The 19,704-nt window shown below is 58.0% G+C and carries 11 protein-coding genes and 1 pseudogene; 4 read left to right on the top strand and 8 right to left on the bottom strand.

The features are described from left to right. Nucleotides 1-43: 43 nt before the first annotated feature. The 3 genes from NKH06_RS16535 to gmd all read right to left on the bottom strand — a co-directional run bounded on the left by NKH06_RS16535 (nucleotide 44) and on the right by gmd (nucleotide 3,832). Nucleotides 44-1,465, bottom strand: coding sequence for a phosphomannomutase (locus tag NKH06_RS16535; RefSeq protein ID WP_023766633.1), 1,422 nt, complete (start codon nucleotides 1,463-1,465; stop codon nucleotides 44-46). 352 nt (nucleotides 1,466-1,817) lie between these two features. Beyond that, on the bottom strand, nucleotides 1,818-2,762 hold the full coding sequence (fcl, locus tag NKH06_RS16530; protein ID WP_023689384.1) for a GDP-L-fucose synthase: 945 nt from the start codon (nucleotides 2,760-2,762) through the stop codon (nucleotides 1,818-1,820). Then, nucleotides 2,762-3,832: a GDP-mannose 4,6-dehydratase gene (gene gmd / locus NKH06_RS16525; protein ID WP_352809016.1), complete on the bottom strand. Its 1,071-nt coding sequence runs from the start codon at nucleotides 3,830-3,832 to the stop codon at nucleotides 2,762-2,764. Before gmd ends, fcl begins: the two co-directional genes overlap by 1 nt. Before the next feature lie 974 nt (nucleotides 3,833-4,806). Between gmd and NKH06_RS16520 the strand changes: the two genes are divergently transcribed. Both NKH06_RS16520 and NKH06_RS16515 read left to right on the top strand, forming a co-directional pair. After that, nucleotides 4,807-5,793: a nodulation protein NodZ gene (locus tag NKH06_RS16520; RefSeq protein ID WP_352809019.1), complete on the top strand. Its 987-nt coding sequence runs from the start codon at nucleotides 4,807-4,809 to the stop codon at nucleotides 5,791-5,793. Between the two features lie 239 nt (nucleotides 5,794-6,032). Continuing rightward, nucleotides 6,033-7,448, top strand: coding sequence for a mannose-1-phosphate guanylyltransferase/mannose-6-phosphate isomerase (locus NKH06_RS16515; RefSeq protein ID WP_352809083.1), 1,416 nt, complete (start codon nucleotides 6,033-6,035; stop codon nucleotides 7,446-7,448). A 349-nt stretch (nucleotides 7,449-7,797) separates the two neighbouring features. Here the strand turns inward: NKH06_RS16515 and NKH06_RS16510 are convergent, their stop codons facing one another. After that, nucleotides 7,798-8,115, bottom strand: a complete 318-nt coding sequence (locus NKH06_RS16510; protein WP_352809022.1) for a hypothetical protein — start codon at nucleotides 8,113-8,115, stop codon at nucleotides 7,798-7,800. A gap of 462 nt (nucleotides 8,116-8,577) precedes the next feature. Between NKH06_RS16510 and NKH06_RS16505 the strand changes: the two genes are divergently transcribed. After that, complete coding sequence (locus NKH06_RS16505) at nucleotides 8,578-9,303, top strand: hypothetical protein (protein ID WP_352553803.1); 726 nt, start codon at nucleotides 8,578-8,580, stop codon at nucleotides 9,301-9,303. A 110-nt stretch (nucleotides 9,304-9,413) separates the two neighbouring features. On the opposite strand, the gene NKH06_RS16500 is transcribed toward NKH06_RS16505, so the two are convergent. From NKH06_RS16500 to NKH06_RS16490, 3 genes are all read right to left on the bottom strand, one after another. Next, complete coding sequence (locus tag NKH06_RS16500) at nucleotides 9,414-13,898, bottom strand: NACHT domain-containing protein (RefSeq protein WP_352893433.1); 4,485 nt, start codon at nucleotides 13,896-13,898, stop codon at nucleotides 9,414-9,416. Nucleotides 13,899-14,772: 874 nt separating this feature from the next. Continuing rightward, the gene (locus NKH06_RS16495) at nucleotides 14,773-16,662 is read right to left on the bottom strand and encodes a KGGVGR-motif variant AAA ATPase (protein ID WP_352809031.1); all 1,890 of its coding nucleotides are present in this window, start codon (nucleotides 16,660-16,662) and stop codon (nucleotides 14,773-14,775) included. Nucleotides 16,663-16,664: 2 nt separating this feature from the next. Further along, nucleotides 16,665-17,345 (bottom strand): TIR domain-containing protein, encoded by a 681-nt coding sequence (locus tag NKH06_RS16490; RefSeq protein WP_352893431.1) that lies wholly within the window; start codon nucleotides 17,343-17,345, stop codon nucleotides 16,665-16,667. A gap of 262 nt (nucleotides 17,346-17,607) precedes the next feature. Between NKH06_RS16490 and NKH06_RS16485 the strand changes: the two genes are divergently transcribed. Further along, entirely contained in the window at nucleotides 17,608-17,985 is a 378-nt protein-coding gene (locus NKH06_RS16485) for a TIR domain-containing protein (protein ID WP_352893430.1), read from the top strand. A gap of 648 nt (nucleotides 17,986-18,633) precedes the next feature. On the opposite strand, the pseudogene NKH06_RS16480 reads toward NKH06_RS16485, so the two are convergent. Continuing rightward, nucleotides 18,634-19,580 (bottom strand): annotated as a pseudogene (locus tag NKH06_RS16480) (IS630 family transposase). Between the last annotated feature and the right edge of the window lie 124 nt (nucleotides 19,581-19,704).

Here is a 19,704-nt window from a genome sequence, read left to right as displayed (position 1 = left end):
GACCCCCAGGGTCACCTGGAATACGCAGGGAGGCGGCTTTTATTTAGCCTTGCGTCCAATTACGAATTCGATCCAATCCAGTCCGGAGCAAAAGCTCCGCGTCCTCCCGATTTTCGGCTTCGACGTAGCACCGCATTTCCGGGGCATTTCCGGATGGACGCAAATGCAAGACACGCTTATCCGCGAGAGTGATACGAAGTCCGTCAACATCGCTAACCTTGCTTACCACCCCAATCGACCCGACGAAGGCGGCGATGTTAGTTTCCGCTGTACGAAGGTATGTCATGAGGCGAGTGCTGCTTTCGACGGAAAAATTTTCCAAGCGATCCGCCGCCGCTGCCGGCAATTGAAAGGAACTGCCAATCTCCGACAGTGGCTGCCCACTTGTACTAACAAGGGAAAGTGCCGCAAGGATGGGGAGAAAACTGTCGCGTGTAGGTAGCGCTGGCAGTTTAGTTCCGTTCGGGTCAAAGTCCGTGCCGGTCAACAAACCACCGTTTGCTTCGAAACCAACCACGCGCTCGTGACCCGACGCAACCAAATCGAGCATGGCAGCGATAACAAATGGCGATCCAACCTTGGTACGCACGACTTTAAAAGAACCTGCGGTCTCGATACCAGAGTTTGATGTGACCGGCGTGACGACTGCCTTCGCTTGCAGGAAGTTCGCCGTAATCAGGCCTAACAAATCACCGCGAAGGGGGTCTCCGTGGTCGTCAGCTACCAGTGGGCGGTCACCATCGCCATCTGCCGAGACGACCGCATCAAGCCGATGCTCTTTGGCCCAGAGCTTGAACTGTTGAGCAGTCTCGTCAGAGACCGCTTCAGTGTCGACAGGAATGAAACCTTCCGAACGTCCCAGGGTTACGACCGTCGCACAGTGATATGAGAGAATGTCAACCAAGAGATCGCGCGCGACTGTGCTGTGCTGATATACGCCCACCGTTAAGCCCTTTAGAGCATTAATCTCCATAAGCTTTCGATTGCGCGCCATGAAAAAGGCCTTGCATTCGGCCTCCCGGTGCTGCCGACGTGCAACAGCACCTTCAAGGACGTATCCGCGCTTCTCCAACTGCAAGGCGATGCGCGTTATCTCCCGCTCATCACCCTTGTCGATCTCACCGTCGGGTCGATAGAATTTTATTCCATTACGGTCGGCCGGAATGTGCGAGCCTGTGATCATCAAACAACCACTCTTACGCGCCTGAGCATACAGTGCCAGGGCAGGGGTGGGGACTGCGCCGCAATCGACTACGATGAAGCCGAGCGCGGACAGTGCCGCCGCACAGACGGCGGCGATGGCCGGACTCGAGGCGCGAAAGTCGCGCCCTATGAGTATCTCGTCGCCAATTCTGGCCAGGCCGGATTCCAGCAGGAATGTCGCGAATGCCGTTGCATATAGGGCAGAGGCGGCTCCTGCCAATTCTGTCGCCAGGCCCCGTAATCCACTTGTTCCGAATTTCATACCAAATCCGACGTTGCTAACCGGGTTTTGAAGGTAACATGCTCAAACTTTGGCTCGTCCGGAATGCCCATCGACAGATCCCTCGGACGAGAACAAGAAGTACATTCGGTTACCGTAGACGCGTTCGGTTATCGACGGTTACCCTTGTGAGGATTGACGCAGTCGGCGTCGGCGTGGGCAGCGCACCGTGACCTTCACGGCGACGAGGTTGGAGCGGATGGGGTCCGGGTCCGGCAGGGCTCCTCGCGGCTGGCTCACATGAGCGCTATCGCCATCGAGTGATTGTCTCAGTCTACATTAGCTCTGGGTCCCGAAAGCGCGTACAGGCCTGAGACGCAGCAAATCCTCTTATCTATCGCCGTTCGGTGTAGCTCCCGTTCAGAAATGCATGATAGACACTCTCGATGCCTTCCATGAGAGTGATCTTTGCTGCCCATCCCAAAGTGCGCAGCTTGTCGACGCTCATCAGCTTTCGCGGTGTACCGTCAGGTCTAGAGTGATCATGCGCGATCTCCCCAGTAAATCCGACTACACGGCAGATCATTCTAGTCAGCTCTAGGATCGTGATGTCCTGTCCGCAGCCGAGATTGACGTGATCATGGTCAGAGTAGTTCTTCAGAAGGAAGACTAATGCGTCGGCGCAGTCGTCGACGTGCATGAATTCCCGACGTGGTGTGCCCGTGCCCCAGATGGTGATTTGCTTATCACTTATGAGCTTAGCTTCATGCGCTTTCCGGATCAGCGCTGGGATGACGTGGCTTGACTGCAAGTCATAATTGTCGCCTGGCCCGTAGAGATTCGTCGGCATAGCGGAGATGTAGTCGCGGCCATATTGCTGGCGATAGGCTTGAGCCATTTTGATGCCGGTGATCTTGGCGACGGCGTAGCATTCGTTGGTGCGCTCTAGTGGCCCGGTCAAAAGCGCGCTTTCAGGAATGGGCTGTGGTGCCATCTTCGGATAGATGCAAGACGAGCCGAGGAAGAGGACGCGGTCGACATTGTTTTCGTGGGCTGCCGCGAAGATATTGGCCTCGATCATCAGATTGTCGTAAAGAAAGTCGACCGGATAGGTGGCGTTCGCGAGAATACCACCTACCTTTGCCGCCGCCATAATGATAGCGTCCGGTTTCATCACTGCCACGAAGTTTTCAACCTCGGTCTGTCGCTTGAGGTCTAGCTCTCCCCGAGGGGCGGCCACAACTTTGCAGTCTTCAGACGCGAGTCGGCGTACAACAGCGCTGCCCACCATACCTTTGTGGCCAGCGACCCACACGGTTTTTCCGTTCAGATCATACATTACGCTTCCTTCATGACTACAGATGTCTGCATGACCTTCAGGTCTTCGCGTACCATTTCCGCAGCAAGCTCGCGCACGGATGTCTCATGCACCCAGCCGAGCTTCTCCTTCGCCTTGGTAGCGTCACCCAGGAGAAGATCGACTTCCGTGGGGCGGAAGTAGCGTGGGTCCACTTGGACTAGGCATCTGCCGCTCGCTACATCATAGCCCTTTTCGCCGACACCCTTGCCACGCCATTCGATCTCGACGCCGATATCTTCGAAAGCCCACTCGACGAATTGGCGGACAGGAGTCGTTTTGCCCGTAGCCAGCACGTAATCATCCGGTTGATCCTGCTGCATCATCATCCACATACCTCGCACGTACTCACGCGCATGGCCCCAATCGCGTTGAGCATCGAGATTGCCGAGATAAAGCTTGTCCTGCTTGCCCAGGTAGATAGCAGCGGCAGCGCGGCTGATCTTGCGCGTCACAAAAGTTTCGCCACGAAGGGGGCTTTCGTGATTAAAAAGAATGCCGTTGGAAGCGTGCATACCATAGCCCTCGCGATAATTGACGACCATCCAGTAGGCGTAGAGCTTGGCGGCGGCGTAAGGGCTGCGCGGATAAAAGGGCGTCGTTTCGTTCTGCGGTACGGACTGCACGAGGCCGTATAGCTCCGAAGTCGAGGCTTGATAGAAGCGGGTCTTGTCCGTCAGACCGAGGAGGCGAATCGCCTCAAGAAGTCGCAATGTACCGATACCGTCCGCGTTTGCTGTGTACTCAGGTGTTTCGAACGACACCTGCACATGGCTCTGAGCAGCCAAGTTGTAAATTTCGTCTGGCTGAGATTCCTGAACCACGCGGATGAGGTTAGTCGAATCAGTGAGGTCACCGTAATGCAAGATCAGGCGCGGATCGGATTCGTGCGGGTCTTGGTAGAGGTCTTCGATACGACCTGTGTTGAAGGAAGAGGAACGTCGCTTAATCCCATGAACGATGTAGCCTTTTTTGAGAAGAAGACGGGCAAGATAGGCACCATCCTGTCCAGTTATGCCCGTAATAAGAGCAACTTTCCTGCTATCGCCCATTCTATTCCTGCTCTATTAAAGTTTAAAGTTTCGGCTCCGGCTCGCCACGCCGACACAATGTGCGGCCAGCCCCGTGCGCTATGGAGCACTTCGACAGATGCGGCGCGAAGCTCGTCAATTGACAGTCCGCCAGCCGAGCACACCTCTTGCTTGGAGTCACAGCAAAATAGAGTTGCGCCGCTAACCGTCGGCTTCGTACATGCGGTCTGAGTGCCGCTCAGCTCACGCCGTGAGCGACATGTACTCCCAGCACCTTGCAGCTGATTTGCTCATCCATCAGCGAGTGAGGACGCCTTTCTTTCTTGCTTCAGCGTCTTCTAATGGGAATTGTTTGGATCAGTGAAATCGATTGTTTGGATAAAGTGCATCCACAGAATGGATGGTCGGACCGAGCAGCGGGGGCGCCTCGCCGGCCCGGAGTCGTAGGCGCGAGCTTCCGTTCGGGGCGAGGACAAAGTTCGTGGCCGCGAGCCCTCACCACAGCATCCGGCACAGGTCGTGCAGAACTTTGGGAGCAGACTGCAGATTCTGTCGATCAGCTGGTTCCAGGCGCGTCGAGCTGTCGACCTCATCTCGCCCGGTACGGTTGCTGTATGCAGCCTTGCACCCTTGGCGTATGGCGTCGACGGAACGATTTGCTCCGGCAGGCAGTGTCGCAGCGTTCCCCGGCTGTTTCGGCTCTATTGGCCGGGCCCGCGTCAGCCGAGCCCTTTCATCATGGCATCCAACGCATGGATGGCCGGCATCCATTCAATAGATTTTACATATGCGGCGGAGGCCCAGTAGAGAAGGCTGAACCGGAAGCGAGGGCATCGGCTTCAAGCTGTGCGAGCGTCACGGGATTAGTGGGCAGTGCTGAGTGAGCTCTTCTGCCCTATGGCCCGGCCTCTGCCAAGCGCCCGGCGTCAGGGTCTACCTGTCGACTAAGGATTCCAAACCGGATGCAACCTCCTCTCTGAACGAGATTTCCGAAAATGCATGTTAGTGGAGTGGAAAAGCGCCGGTTCGTCGTCTCTCGGAGGCGTACGGGGTTCGGTGATTGTCTGTGGTCGTTGGCGGCCGCTTGGCGCTACGCGCAGCGGTCGGGACGAACTCTAGTCATCGACTGGCGGGGGGCCTGCTACCTCGACCAACCCTTCACAAATGCGTTTCCGGTGTTCTTCCAGCCGATCAATGACATCGCTGGCGTGCCGGCTATTTCCGACGACCGGATCAACGACGTTTCCTTCCCTGGTCCATTCTTCCCGGAGTGGTGGAACAGGCCGGCGATCGAGTGCCTTTACCGGCCAGATGAGCAGATTTTCCAAGAGCGCGATGAGTTGGGCGAGCTCTTTCAGGCCGAACACGATGTCGAAGCGAACACAGTAGTGTGTGACGCTTGTCTGATGTGGCGGTGCGATGAGGATGCAGAGCGGCAGGTGTTCCAGAGTGTCCAGCCTCGGCCAGAAATTCAAGCCCGCATAGATGCCATTTATCAGGAATGTTTTGAGGGGCACAGCATCATCGGGATTCATGTTCGGCACGGTAACGGTGAAGACATCATGGAGCATGCGCCCTACTGGGCCGATCCGGAGCTCGCCGTTCGGCAAGTGTGCGCTGCAATTGACAAGGCTAAGGCGTTACCGCACCCCAGGCCTGTGCGGCTGTTCTTATGCACGGACAGCGCGCGGATACTGGATCTTCTGTCGGCCAGGTTTCCCGATCTGCTCACTGTCCCGAAGCACTTCGGATCCAATCAAGGTGGCCCCTTACACACTGCAGCACTCGGGATTGACGGCGGAATTTCCGCCCTCGTTGAGATGTATCTTCTCGGGCGCTGCGATACCGTAATTCGGTTTCCCCCGACGAGCGCCTTTACACGATATGCACGTCTATTCGCACCACGGGTAATTGAATTCGATCTGAAGGAGCCAAGTCGTTTGACTTTGATAGAAGACAGCCAAGTCTCTGATCTCAGTTAGGACCCGCCACCTGCGCAATTCGGCAGAGGCAACCAACAGGCATAGTTGAATGCGCATTTCTCACCGACGCCAGTGGAGGCGTCGTACATTACCGATAGCGTCGTCATCTGACGCCGCCTGCAACGTACCAGAACTTCGCTGTTACGCGGGGCCGCAGACAAGCCAGAGCGACGGCGATCGTGACGCTGACGCTCGAAACAACGCGGGCGATCACTCCAGAGACGAGATTGAGGTTGGTTATGAAAGTCATTCCCGTGATCATCAGCGGCGGAGCCGGATCGCGGCTATGGCCCGCCTCAAGGCAATCGCACCCCAAACCTTTCCTCAAAGTAGCGGATGGATATTCTCTCATTCAGCACACTGTGCTGCGCGTCGCTTCGATAGAAGGTGTCGTGGAACTCGTCGCTGTGACATCCGCGGAACACCTCTTCCTGACCAAGGACGAATTTGACGAACTGGATTCCGTGGTCCTGCCACGCACCTTTCTGCTCGAGCCCGAACCTCGGGATACGGCCGCCGCCGTGGCTGCAGCCGCGATCCATGCGAGGGCAACGCAAGGCCCTGACGCGATCCTGTGCGTCTTCCCGGCCGATCACCTGATTGGCAACCTGCCTGCGTTTCTAGACGTCATGGGCCTGGCCATGGAACATGCGAAGCTCGGGCGGATCGCCACATTGGGCATCACCCCAACCAGACCGGACACAGCATTCGGCTACATCGAAGCAGATGGTGAGAACGTCGTCCGTTTCGTTGAAAAACCGGATCTGGATACAGCCAAAGCCTATGTCGCGTCTCAACGCTTCTTCTGGAACGCCGGCATCTTCTGCTTCAGTGCGCAAACCATGCTCGACGAGATGGTTTTGCATTGTCCCGAGGTGCTCCAGGCCGTCGCCGACAGCTACGAGAACGGCCGCGCCAGTCAATGCCAAGGCTTTGCCAAAATCGAACTCGCGCCTGAGCATTTCGGTTCCGCGCCGCGAATCTCGCTCGACCACGCTGTCATGGAGAAGACTAACAGACTTGCCGTGATTCCCTGCGACATGGATTGGAACGACATCGGATCTTGGAACGCAATGGCCGATTTGATCGCCCCCGACGAAAGCGGGAACAGGATACGCGGCGATGTGCACATGGTCGACACGACCGGCACCTATGTGAGCTCCGACAAGCGCGTCATCGGCACGGTGGGCGTAAGCGATCTGGTGATCGTGGATTCCCCGGACGCTTTGCTTGTCACATCCCGCGACCGCGTTCAGGACGTTAAGAAGCTCTTCGAGGGCCTCAAGGCTTCGGGACATGAAGCTCATCTGGTCCATAGCACGGTACACCGGCCCTGGGGTTCCTATACGGTTCTGGAGGAAGGCGAGCGCTTCAAGATCAAACGCATCGAGGTGAAGCCCGGTCGCCAGTTGAGCCTGCAGATGCACTATCATCGCTCGGAGCACTGGGTCGTGGTCAGCGGCTCCGCCAAGATCGTCAATGGCGAGCAGGAGTTGTTCCTGAGGACAAACGAATCTACTTACATCCCCTGCGGCCATAAGCATCGGCTCGAGAACCCAGGCAGAATTGACCTGGTGATCATTGAAGTGCAGAGCGGCGATTATCTCGCCGAGGATGATATCGTTCGCTTCGACGACGAATATGGTCGAACGTAGATAACAGTACAAAAAACGTTAAACGGCGAGCCGTCGCTCAAGGATCTCTGTCGTGGGTTCTGGGCCTCACATTGACAAGCAGCGGGCCGAGCGTGTCACAGTATCCGCCCCGCACTCTCATCAGGCACTCGATCGTGGTCGAAAACATCGGTGAGCGCTTGACAGCGCGCCGTCCGCGGTAACGAAGACTTCAGATCTTTTTAGGCGGACCCGTTGCTCAGCTGTTCAACGGCACAGCCGTATTTCAGCCTGTAGGCGGAAATGAAATCCTCATCGCTGCAGATGCAGCGGCCGCTGGAATCTTTGGCTTTCGGATCATGGAGGTGAGAACCAAGGGGGCGCAGTAGAATCACGCGAGTGCTGGTTGTCGGACTATCGGAAAACCCGCACTATGCTTGACCAGCTCTGCGGCAAGCATGATCCCGGCAAGCACTGATTGAAAGGCCATCGGAACCACGGTTCGAACGAGACGACTTCCATCGCTAAGCTGGAACACCAGACCGCCGCAGATAGCCTGCTGATAAAAGGAACGGAGGGGCTGGCCAACAAACGCGGCGAGCGGCTCAGACGGCACAGCCATCGCCGTAGCCACCCGAGCTACGAACTCATTGGGGACTCCGGTATTGGTCTGCAGGAGCGTTTTTACCTCATCGTGTGCTTCCGGCATTCCGAGTTCCTCCGCGACCGGTTGGTGTTCGTCCTTGGATTTCCCGGTCGGCATTTACATGCAGCAAAGGCAAGCCTGGCCGTCATCGAAACCATGCCGCGAGATGCCTAGATCTTGCTAATATGTTGCGCGCCGGGGCGACTGGGTATTCGACCGAGTGGGTGTGGCGCTTGACACCGCCGCCGACCGTCTAGCTAGCTGTCCAAGGTGCTCTGCCCCGATGGATCGCGAACGCTTGGACTCAAAAGTGGTGGAACGTCTGGGAGTTGCCTCCCGAATTCAGTATATCCTTTGGAGATAAACGGGGCGCTTAGTCAAGTGACAACACTATTATCCTGGGTTTCGGTCGATTCGAGAGGGCCGAGCAGCATTTACATTGTGGGAGATAGCCGGATCACATGGGGCTCAGAATCTCACCGGTGGGACAGCGGCCGCAAGGTATTTGCGTCCCGGTCGGCGGAAGTGTTCGGCTATTGCGGCGACGTTCTGTACCCAACCTTAGTGCTCGGTCAACTCGGAGATTTAGCCGGGCAAAGCCTGCTTTGGGACCAACAGGCAACCGCTGAAATGCGGCACGACAAGATTGTTGAGTATCTGAAACGGTCATTTGAACGGCGGCATAATGCTCCAGATTACGACTTCATCATCTTGCACGGTGCACGAGATGGTGAGGGGCTAAGAGGGTCGTTTTACCTTTGGAAAACCAGTTATCAAGCTGGGCGGCGGACCTGGACGGACCAGAAGATCGAAGTTGGCGTTCCATTGAAAAGCGCCGTGTTGGTTAAACTTGGAAGCGGCGACCACGCGCTGGATCGCGAAATCAACGCTTGGAACGCGAGCCCACAGGGCGGCACCGCCCGGTCGATTTTTTCATCGTTTTGTGACGCGTTGGAGAAGAAAAGCGATCCACTTTCTGGCGGCGTGCCGCAGATCGTGTCGCTTAATCGGCGCGGCGGTGGCAGGGTGATTGGGTTCATTGCCGACGGCGCGCACTACGTCTATGGCCTTCCAATCCAACCGCTTCCGGAGTTGAGCAAGATAGAGTGGGTAGACTCTCTCTTTCAAAGGATGTCTCCGGAAACAATGACACTGCTGCCGAACGCCCAACGACACGCCCGTGTTGAGAAGGGAGAGAAAGACGGTTTAGCTAAATTTATCGGCAAATCGTTTGGCAAGACGGGCTCTTAGCTGCTCCAATATTGCCCTTAGCGTCATACCTGTGGATGCACGGCCACTGGCATTCAAAATAGGCGCCCTTGCAGCGCCTGCGCCCCGGCTCAGCTTGCCGATAGACCATTCTAGGCGGAAGTAGGAGATGCATCTGGCAACCCTGCGTTGCCCACCTCTTTCACGACGGGCCACGGCCGACCTGAGGAGATATCCGGATGGCGGGGACCAGCATCAATCCCACCTTCCTCATCACGCTCGGCGTCAATCTGCACCAGATAGTCGGCAGCGAATTTGGCCGTTTCGGGATCAGAAGACTGGGTCAGACCGTACAGTCCTTTACGGAGTTCGGACAGATCGCGTGGGATGAGAGAGTAAGACGACGAACCGTTGCCAGTCGGCTGGTGGAAATACAGAATCTTGGAGCGCGTATTCCAGCCAAATTGACCGATGACATGGCGTCCGGTCTTGTCTTGTGCAAGCTTCAGGACGGTGGCGTGATCTGCTCCAGCGAGAAGGATGCCCGCGAGCAGCGCCTTCTGTCGCTCATCATTTACCGCGTCATATCGCGCCGGTAAGTTCTCCCGCGCCTCTGGCGAGAGCGTCAGAAACAATTCGTCGGGGTAGTCAAAGCGTGTACCGCGCTCGATCGGTCCATTGCCGTATTTCCCGGCCGCCATTTCCAGTAGGAAGTCCAGCGTTGCCTGCCCCGGATTCTTGAGCGCAAGAAACAGCTCGTATTGGTCAGTCAACTTCGGGTAGCGGTATACGAGCCCACGCAAAAGTTCGATCCGAAGACCTTCTTCCAGATGTCGCACACTGTTCAACAGATCCCGGATACGCCATTCGCCGAACTGGAATTTTGCGGCCATCGCATCGAGTCCGTCAAACAACGCGAACGGCTGATCCGAGACCGGTAGCAGTTCCAGCCAGTCAAACAATGTGTATAGGTCATTGTCCTGTATCCATTTACGATCGCCGTGCTCGGCCATCGCATCCGACAGCCCCTTCATGATGATGCCAGCGGGCACGACAAGACCGCCGACCGTCATGCGTTGCGCAAGTTCTAGCCGCAGCCGGTGTGGTAACTCGGCCTGCAGGAAGTCGATCAGGAATGCCGTGCGGTTGCCATGCGGAAGCAGCACGGCGCAGCCGGCAAATCGCGCCGCACGTCCAAGTTCTTTCATGGATCCGGCCTTACCCCAGGTCTCTGCGACCTTGAAAAGCAGATCCGCTGTGTCGCAGCTCTGGGTGCGGTCCCTTGACCGATTTGCGACGGCACGGGCGAAGTCGGGCCATTGGCTGAACTTGCGATCTTTGTCGTCAGGCGCTGGTTCGTTTCGCTGCTGCCAGATGACTTGGAGCCCGACAGCCGCTTCCGGACCGAAGTCCGCGTCGAGAAGATAACGCTTCAGCACCGCTTCGGCCTCGTCGTTGCCGATAGTTGTCAGCATGATGCGGTACTCGTGAACGTGAGACCATCGCATTTCGTTCAAGGCATTCTCGTTGGACCTGTTGACCGCATACGCCGCCCTTGCCGCGGCAAGACCCGCGAGGTCTGCTTCGACCATCCTGTTCAATATGGGTACCTGACAAGCATCAGGAACGCGGCGCATCGCCCACGTGAGTTGGGCCATGTGATGCCGTGAAGCTGACTTGCCGAGGAGCTGCTGCCCCCATCCTTCTATAAGTTTGACGGCAGCTGGTCTGCTGGCAGGGGGCATCTGCAAGTGTTCGATATCCCCTCCGCGACCGTGCCGGCTGAGAACATCGGCGAGGTCGTTGATTTCATCTGAAGTTAGCCCTTCTGCGAACTCCTGCAAGACGTCGATCAGCACGCTTGCGCGCGTGCTTTCCAGCTTGTCTGCAAGCTTGTGGGAGGGTCCGTAGGCAGCCTCTGTCCGCTCGCCGTCCGCTCGCAACTTGCGTCTGGTATCAAGGTAGCGAACGGTCAATTCCCGAACGGTACGCTCCCCGGCTAGAAAACACGCCACGCTTGCTCGATCGCTCTTGTCGTCCTGCAACGTCAGCGTGGCTACAGGGTCGTCGTCGGTGGGCTCGGCGCCTTCCAAATACTGCAGCGGCTGATAGGGTAGGTCGAGACCATTCTCCACTCGCCACCTGAGCGCCACGGCGACGTGGCGCGGAAAGCGGTTCCAGGCTTCGTGCGTGATGTGATGTCCGCGGTCCTTGAACGAGAATGCGAGATCTTTCAGTTCGCGCTCAACCGTCACCGCTGCTTCTTCGTCCGAAAGGGAGTCGAGGGCCCTCGCCAAACGGACCTCTGGCGATGCATCGGCTGTAACTAGGGCTTTTCGCCTTTCCAAGAGGTCAGCCAGTAGTTCTGGATCCCGAACCCCGTCGAATTGGTTCTTTCGTGCGACTGCTTGCGCCAACTCGTCACCAGAGGCTCGCAGAAGCTCCTCCATTTGCCGCGTGGCGACACGGAAAGAGAGGCCTTCAAAGATGCGAAGCCGGATTTCCAGATTGTGTTCATTCAGCGCCAATGCGAGGACCGCATCGAGGGCGTCCCGATCGCCATGAAACGCCAATTCGGTGGCTAATGTCTCGCGTGCCTGATCAGGCAGTCCCGCGAAGTCCCGCGCGAGACGATCTCCGAGGACGAACGGATTGAAGCGACGCACGATCCTCATCGCGCTCATCTGCTTCTGACCGTTGTCGCCGGAAACGAAAGGCCACACGATATCCGCAAACTCGGGCCTTTTAGTCTCGATCATGAAACCGACCGCGCGGTCTAACCGGCCTTGCGTATGCCAGGCACGCCCGAACCTTACGACCCTGTCTCCAATGATCTGCCAAACAGTCGGCCCCGATCGCGCGACAACATGCGCGGCGAAGATTGGGTCGATACCCAGCAACAAATCCACAACCTTCGCAACAACCTTGGCACCCGCCTCGTCTTTCCGCGACATTCGCTCGCATGCAAAAAGGACCACCTCGGTCCAGCTGCGGTCGTTGAGCGCAACTGTCGTAAGCGGATGCTCTAGGCTGAGGTCATCCCCTGCCATTACGAGCCCCGCCTCCAGGTCAAGGGATGCAAACCACTCCTGTAGCGCGTGGTGCTGTAACGAGTAGAGCTGGCTGTCATGCCTGATCAGCAAATGACTGCCCACAAGGACGTCGAGGACGTGAGGCGGGTTTGGTGCGGTGGAAATCTGCCCGTCAGACAGGAGGTTTTCGCTTGCGCTCGATACTGCCGAACGCGCATCGCGATCGTGAATTGTCGGCGTACCCGACAGTTGGGCGGTCGCCGCGATGGTCGTGAGGTAGGTATGCTGGGCGTCATGCAGTTCCCGGTGAAATAGCTCCTTGTTGGCGGGAATGGCCTCGTGGGCTTCGACCATGCGGCGAAGTACTTCTTCCTTCGTCTCGGGTAGCTTTCCCGAGGTGGTCGCTTCCATCAAGGCGTGCAGATATAGAGGTATCGTTACGAGGTCGCGCAGACCGACGGTACGCCAAGCGGCATCGAGCACGCTGACGCCGTCCTGCCCCCTCATGCCCTTCGCGACTTCGCGTTGCTGCTCGTCCGACAGGGGGAGGACAGAGATACGGCGCCCTGCAAGCGGGACGTCCACGGCGGTCCGGCGACTGCTCATAACCACGTTCAGCAGCGGGAACAGTGTTTCAAGTTCTTCTATCTCCTTGATGAGACGGCGGCGTGCTGTGTCGGGGACTTCGTTCCAGCCGTCCAGGATCAGGGCGAGCTCGCCATGGTCTGCCAAGAACTTGAGGTGCGCACTGGAGAGCGCCTCGTAAACTCTCCGTCGGGATGCCCAGTCAAAGAGGTCTCTACCGGATTCGGCCCATGCGCCAAGAGGCACGAACACTGGCACGGGACCTGCCTCGATCATCTTGCGGGCGATCTGGATGAGGGTCGTGGTCTTGCCGGTGCCGGGGGCCGACAGCAGGACGATATGCTGCGCCGTAGCGAGAACCTGAGCGAAGTGGCCTTGGTCTAGGTTGCGGACGTCTTGAACATCCTCGACGTCCTCCACCCCGAGTTCAAGTTCCACGGAATGCCTTGGCCAGCTCCGTCGCCGCTCATAGGTTTCAATATCCGCCAGCGACGCCGCGCGTACCTGCGCCTTTACAGTCGCAAGATCGGCATCGTGCGGCAGACCGAGCCGTGAAATGTATGGCGCCAACTGCTGGATAAGTTCGTCCGAGAGTTGGGCGATGATCGCTGGACCCTTGCCACTGGCAAGTTGCTGGAACGCGCGCTCTTCGGCCTCCTGCTTCCACTTCTCCAGTTTCTCGACCGTGAACTCCTTGGCGTTGTGGTCAATGAGGTGGGCATGGTCGGCGCAGAGCCAGATTCCGTTATCCGCACTCGCGCGTTCGGTCGGGTTCTGACTGGAATCGTAGCGGGGCCCTCCGGGTGACGCGGCTTTGATGTGGGCGGCCACGCCTATGTTGTTCGCACCTTCTTCGCCTTTGCGTGGCCCGACGGTCAGCCGCTGGCACTTTGGGTTGGAACACAGGTAGCCGACACGCTGGGCGAGCTGGATCTTGACGATGGGCTTGAAGTCGTCGCGCCGGCGTGCTGCGGCGGCAGGCCTGATGCCGTCTATCGGCGAAGCGGTCTCGGGCGTCATAGGCGTGTGGGGCATGTGACGAGGATACTGGAAAAAGCGGTCGCCGCGAAATGCTCGGTATAATAAGGCGCCTGCATAGGCGCGGGGAGGGAAGGTTGCTCAGCGGCCGACCTCTGAGAGCAGTTCACAAGGAATGGGGTTACCTCGCGTGGTGATCCTTCAAGGGGTTTCAGTGGCATACTTGGATTGCTTTTCGATCTTCAACGACGTGCAGTCCCGCAGAGCTGCCACGGCTACAACAACTGTGATGGTCGCCTCGACGGGCTATTCCAAGAGGTTGTTGCATTCGGGTTAGCCGGCCAAGGGACCAAAACGCTTTAGGCCACCAATAAGTCAGCTCCGCGTCGTGGGCGACGCACTTGAGTGGCCAAACGGCAGCTATTCGCTGGCTTCTTTCGATAGCGGACCGTCGGCAGTCGGCCCCAAAGCTGCCAGGCGGGAACGCGCCCAATCTGAGACGTTCAGACAAAACTTGCTTTCTCCCAGAAGCGGATGTTCGCGGGCCCTGTCCACGAACGTCAGCCAACGCGTCTTAAGGTCGGACGTTCAAAGCTCGTAATGTCGATCATATTAGCTGCTGCTGCCTTGTATTAGCGCGCGATATCGGATGCGCGGCGCGCAGATTGTATACCCAGTCAATTGTTTCGACTGGCCTACTGCGCTCTTCGGCATGGGCTAAGCCGAATTGCCGAGGCGGATCGCGGGAAAGGAGCTGTCGTCGCCTCACTCTCATGAGGAATTTCAGATCGTTCTTATCGAAAAAATCTTTGCTCTCAATCGCCCCGGGTCGCGTCCGCAACCAATTCCTATTTCTTGCTGTGATGGAAAAGGAAAGTTGAACTGGCCACCTTTCTCAACGTTGCGTCCTTGCGCGTCAACTTCGGTGTCGTCGCGCGTCCACGGCATGAGATATCCAGTGCCTGAGATTATCCCGGATGTATTCATAAACGGCTACGCTGTCGGTAAACGGGGGGTCATAGGTCTGGGCGTCCATGGCAGTGCCTTCAATCAAAAGCGCATCGAAGGGGCTCGCCCCCTTTTCTGAGGACCGCCCGTCCCGGTCCTTGAGATTGTGAACGTCGATCGCGAGGATGCCGAGGCCGTTGCGCCATGCCCTTTCTATCTCGTACCTCACCCACTTTCGGTCAGCGGTCTGGGCACCGACCAACACGATCAGACACTCTTTCCCACGCATGTTGTCGTCAACCCAGGCAGTGATGGCCTTGTCGCCACGCCTGAGAACCTTGTCCCAGGCCTCCCGATCCAGTATCGGCTGCGTTTCTATTCGACCCATGTTTCGGATCTGCTGAACCCGCCACATGTCATGCACGGCGTCGAAGCTGATGTAGCACTTCCGACCGGGACGGGGCCCAGGCTCCAGTTGCGCTGGCCTAAGCATCTTTACGATTTTTCTCGCAGCGGAATCGAAGTCGAGGCTAACGGCGACATACTGCATGTGGCGCAGAAGGTCGGGTATTGCCGAGGTGGGCGTGCCATCCAGCAAGACCGGCACGATGAATCTAGAGTGCCCGTCGGTCGCGGCTTGCCGTTGGAAAGCGCGAATCTCGAATTCCTGCCAACGACGCTCGCGCGTGCCGTCCCCTACCAATACTAGCATGTGGTCCGACGCCTCAATGGCGGATCGCAGCGCCGCCTCAGACGGCTCTCCGGCTTGAAGCTCATAACGGTCCATGAAGACCGAAAGCCCCCGCTTCGAAAGCGCCTCCCGCATTTCTTCGGCCGCGAACGTGTTAACATGGTCGTAGCTCAGGAACACGTCTGACCTAGAACGCCTACTGCCGGCAGCGATGCGCCTCGCTGCGGCTACGTAATCGTCGCGGCTCTCCAGCATAAGGCTCGTCTGGCCCAGCCTGTGAGCGAACAACGCGGCAAGGGTCTCAAGGCTGTAGTTGATGCCGAGGGGGTCCGCGGTCTCGTCCTCGACGACGGACAGCCGTTCCCCAAAGGTCCAATACGGCACGTAAGGGATGGTGGTGGCTTGGATAAGCCGAGCGGTCGAGTCCGTGGGTCCGGCCCAACCCCGATAGAACTCAGCAAGCTCGGTCGCAAACCGGTCCCGCCACGCCATCGAGATCCGATGCTCGAACTGGGTTTCGAAGCGCGCAGGTATCGGAAGGAGCAGGAGCCGCGAACGGTCCAGGGCGAGACCGTTGCGGGCTTTGGCCGCACGCCGTGCGACCTCGATCGAGCCCTCGAGGCTCTGCTCATTTGCGGTGAACAGAAATGCGAGCACGTCGGGGAGTTGCGCAGCAATAATGCCAGAAAAGTCTGTGACGCCCGTGCGAGCGTCAATCAGGACGTAGTCGAACTCATCCCGCAACTCGCCGAACATCCGCTCCAACGCGCCCCCGAGACCCGAGCGGTAAAGGCTCTTCCAATTCAGACGGCGCAGGCGCTGGGAATATGTCCGATCGGCTTGGCCCGCTTTCATCAGCGAGATTCCCCCAAGCGACGGGGAGCTTAAGCGGTGGACGTGGTCACGCCAAGCAAGCGGTGCCCCGGGGTGTCTTCTGTAGCGGGCAACGAGCTCAACCAGACCGGGCCCCTCGCCAAGCCAGTCGCGCGTCTGGTCGTCCTGTGCCACAGAGCCGAAGAAGTGCGAGAGGCCTGGTGCCTCAAGGTCGAAGTCAATACAGAGAACCCGGAAGCCCCACCGGGACAGCAGCACGCCGACATTAGCGAGGGCGAAAGATCTGCCGACGCCGCCCTTATATGAGTAGAACGTTACGACGCTACCAGCCAAGGTCAAAGCTCCAGTAACGCAACGGGGGGTGATGCCTCAACCGGGGGCTCTACTATTGGCCAATCCGCCTGCCAAGGCGGGACCGTCTGGAGATGCGTCTCGATATCCGCCGCAATGGCCATCATCGCGTCGTGAAAAGCGAGGTAGGCGGCCGAGTCTCTAAAGCCGGGATAGGGGTAGGTGAACGCTGTCAGGTCGCGCCTGAACTGGGTCTGCTTTGCCTTCTGCGCGAAGTGATTCCCATCGGAGTAAACCACGGGGTAGACAAGTCCGCGCGGTGGCCGCCCGCCGGCTAGAAAGGCCTCGCGCGCAAGCATGCTTTCCCATTCGGACATGCACCAGTGTGAGCGGAAAAACGGCGGGGTCCAGATGGCAACCAGCAGACGGCTGCGGAGCAAGGCCTGCTTTAGCACGTCGGACCAGATGACGCCGGTCTCAATTCCGTTGTCGATGAACACCCGTGGTTGCTGAGGGAGCACTGAGTCTAAGCATTCCCGCAGTACAGGAGCGAAGTGATTGCTAACCCATGTTCCAACCTGACCGTGGCGGGGATAGCTGATGAAGACGTCCCACTCGTAAGCCAAGTCAGCGCGCTCCCTATATAGCACCTTCGGGCGACTCAACTTATCAGCCGACCGAAGCCATGAGCAAGCCGACAACTCGCCAAGCAGGCTTGTGGACATCCGCGTGTTAGCCATCCAGGGGCACGGACTTCGCTCCAGGGACTTGCAAATTGACTTGTGACCCGGTCCGCCAGCCATGGCTCCCTGCCTGTCGGGATTTGCTTATCAGGGCTTGAAGGCAGGCCTTTGATCAGCCAGAGCGCGCGCCGGAGCCATCGCAACGTGCAATAACAACCATCGGTTAAAATGTTCCGGACGAAATGATTTCGGTTGTCGTATCGGCAGATTTCTGGCTTACTCTTTGATTTGCGAGGGTGAATTCATGGCAAGGAAATGCTTCTACAGTTTCTACTACGACGAAGACAATTGGCGGGTTAGCACGGTCAAGAACATCGGCGCAATTGAGGGGCAGGCGCTGGTGTCCGCCAATGAGTTTGAGGAAATCAAGCGCAAGGGCGACAAGGCCGTGGCGGATTGGATAGCCGGGAACATGGTCGGTCGGAGCACCGTCATTGTCCTCATCGGCGCCAACACAGCGTCGCGGAAGTGGGTAAGGCACGAAATTAAGTATGCGTTCGATAATGGCAAGGCGCTAGTGGGCATCCACGTTCATCGTCTGCTGGATAGAAATGGCGATGCAAGTGCAAAGGCGCCAATCCATTCAGCACATTTACGGTCGGTGCCGACGAAAAGCCCTTGACCAATTGGGCCAAAACCTACGATCCAGGCGGGATAGACAGTAAGGGTGTGTATGATACGATCAAAAACAACATTGAATCCTGGGTAGAGGAAGCTATTCGTCTAAGGGCTTAGGTAGCAGGCTGTGACGGAAAGGCTGGCGAACGAGATTTCGTTCGCCAAATGCGGCGGGTAGTCGCCCTCAATTTACTCGATCGCTGCACCTGTTCCGGTTGTTGGAACGGGCAACACCTGGGTGTTTGGGTTATGCCTTCTAGCCGGAAGAAGATCGCTCTGGCACTGTCCAAGCGGAAGGCGTATGGCACGATGCCCAGTTCTGCCAGCGCTTGGTTTCCACGTGGCGCACACCATGTGCGAGGTGCGTTTAAGAAGCGGTTTTTCACGTGAAGCTTGGTGCCAGAGCGAGCACAAAACGTAGAATTTCTTGGGATACATGCAGAATGCACGGCAGCGTGTCACGCCTGCTCACCACGAGTGGCCGCAAGGACTTTGGACTCGGGAGCCGAACGGCTAAAAATGGGTCGGCTGTAGAACGGCAGCTATCTGCGTGACTGCCGCCAACAACCGACAGCCCAGTTTCGGCCCCAGGGCTGCCAGGCAGCAATGGCCCAATCCCGGACCTTTAACAATCGGCTAGAGCAGAATCTGATCACTCAGGCTCGTATCCTGCGGCGCAGAAGTAGTTTGAGCACTCCTCGGCGGTGAAGCGTGGCAAGGCGTCGCGGATTGCGTCCCAAAGCTCGGGGATGTTGCGTGCGGCGGCTTTCCTGAGGATCGACTTCAGCTTGGAGAAGGCATTCTCGATCGGGTTAAAGTCGGGGCTGTAAGGCGGGAAGAGCATTCGCGCGCCGGCCGCTTCGATCGCTTGGCGGGCGGCGGCGACTTTGTGAGCGGGCAGGTTGTCGAGGATGACGATGTCACCAACTCGAAGCGTAGGCGCCAATACATGCTCGGCATAAGCGGCGAACCATTCACCCGTCATCGGTCCGTCGAGGACCATCGGCGCAGTCATGCCCGTCCAGGCGCAATGCGCCTGTAAAAGTAGTCGTTTTCCAGTGCCCGTGCGGGATCGGAGATCGGCACCGCATGCCCCGCTTTGTCCGTCCACGCAGGCGAGCCATCTTCGTCGATGCGCCGGTCTCGTCGATAAAGACCAACCGTTCGGGATCGAGATCAGGCTGGGCCTTGAACCAGGCGCGTCGCCGCGCGAGCACGTCGGGCCGATCCTGCTCGCTGGCGTGCGCTGTTTTTTTTGAAGGTCATCGAGTGACGGTCGAGAAAGCGCCAGATCGTGCTCGGCGCGAACACGACCGCATGCTCCGCCCTGAGAAATTCAGCCAACTCGACCAGTGTGATGTCGTCCTGACCTTCGATCACCGCTAGGATCGTATCCCGGTAGGCTTCGATCCGCTGGGAGCGCTTGTCTCCGCCTTGGGGCTTTGCCCGCGTCGCGCCGCTCTCTCGCCATTCGCGGACCCAGCGGACCGCGCTTGCCGCGGCAACACCGAAACGATCCGCCGCAGCCCGCCGCGACAGGCCACTCTCAACCGCTGCGATCACTCGCGAACGCAAATCCTCCGATATGGCTCTAACCATGCCTGCTGGCCTCCATACCCAGCCGACATGATGAATCAGATATTCTCCCCGATGGGAATCCCTCGCGATTCCATCAGGTCAGATTATGCTCTAGCTTGTCTCGAGGCATACGTTCGCGGCTTGG

This window comes from Mesorhizobium sp. M1342, assembly GCF_040317955.1.
Classification (GTDB): Bacteria; Pseudomonadota; Alphaproteobacteria; order Rhizobiales; family Rhizobiaceae; genus Mesorhizobium.
This window is presented reverse-complemented; position numbering and strand designations above follow the sequence as displayed.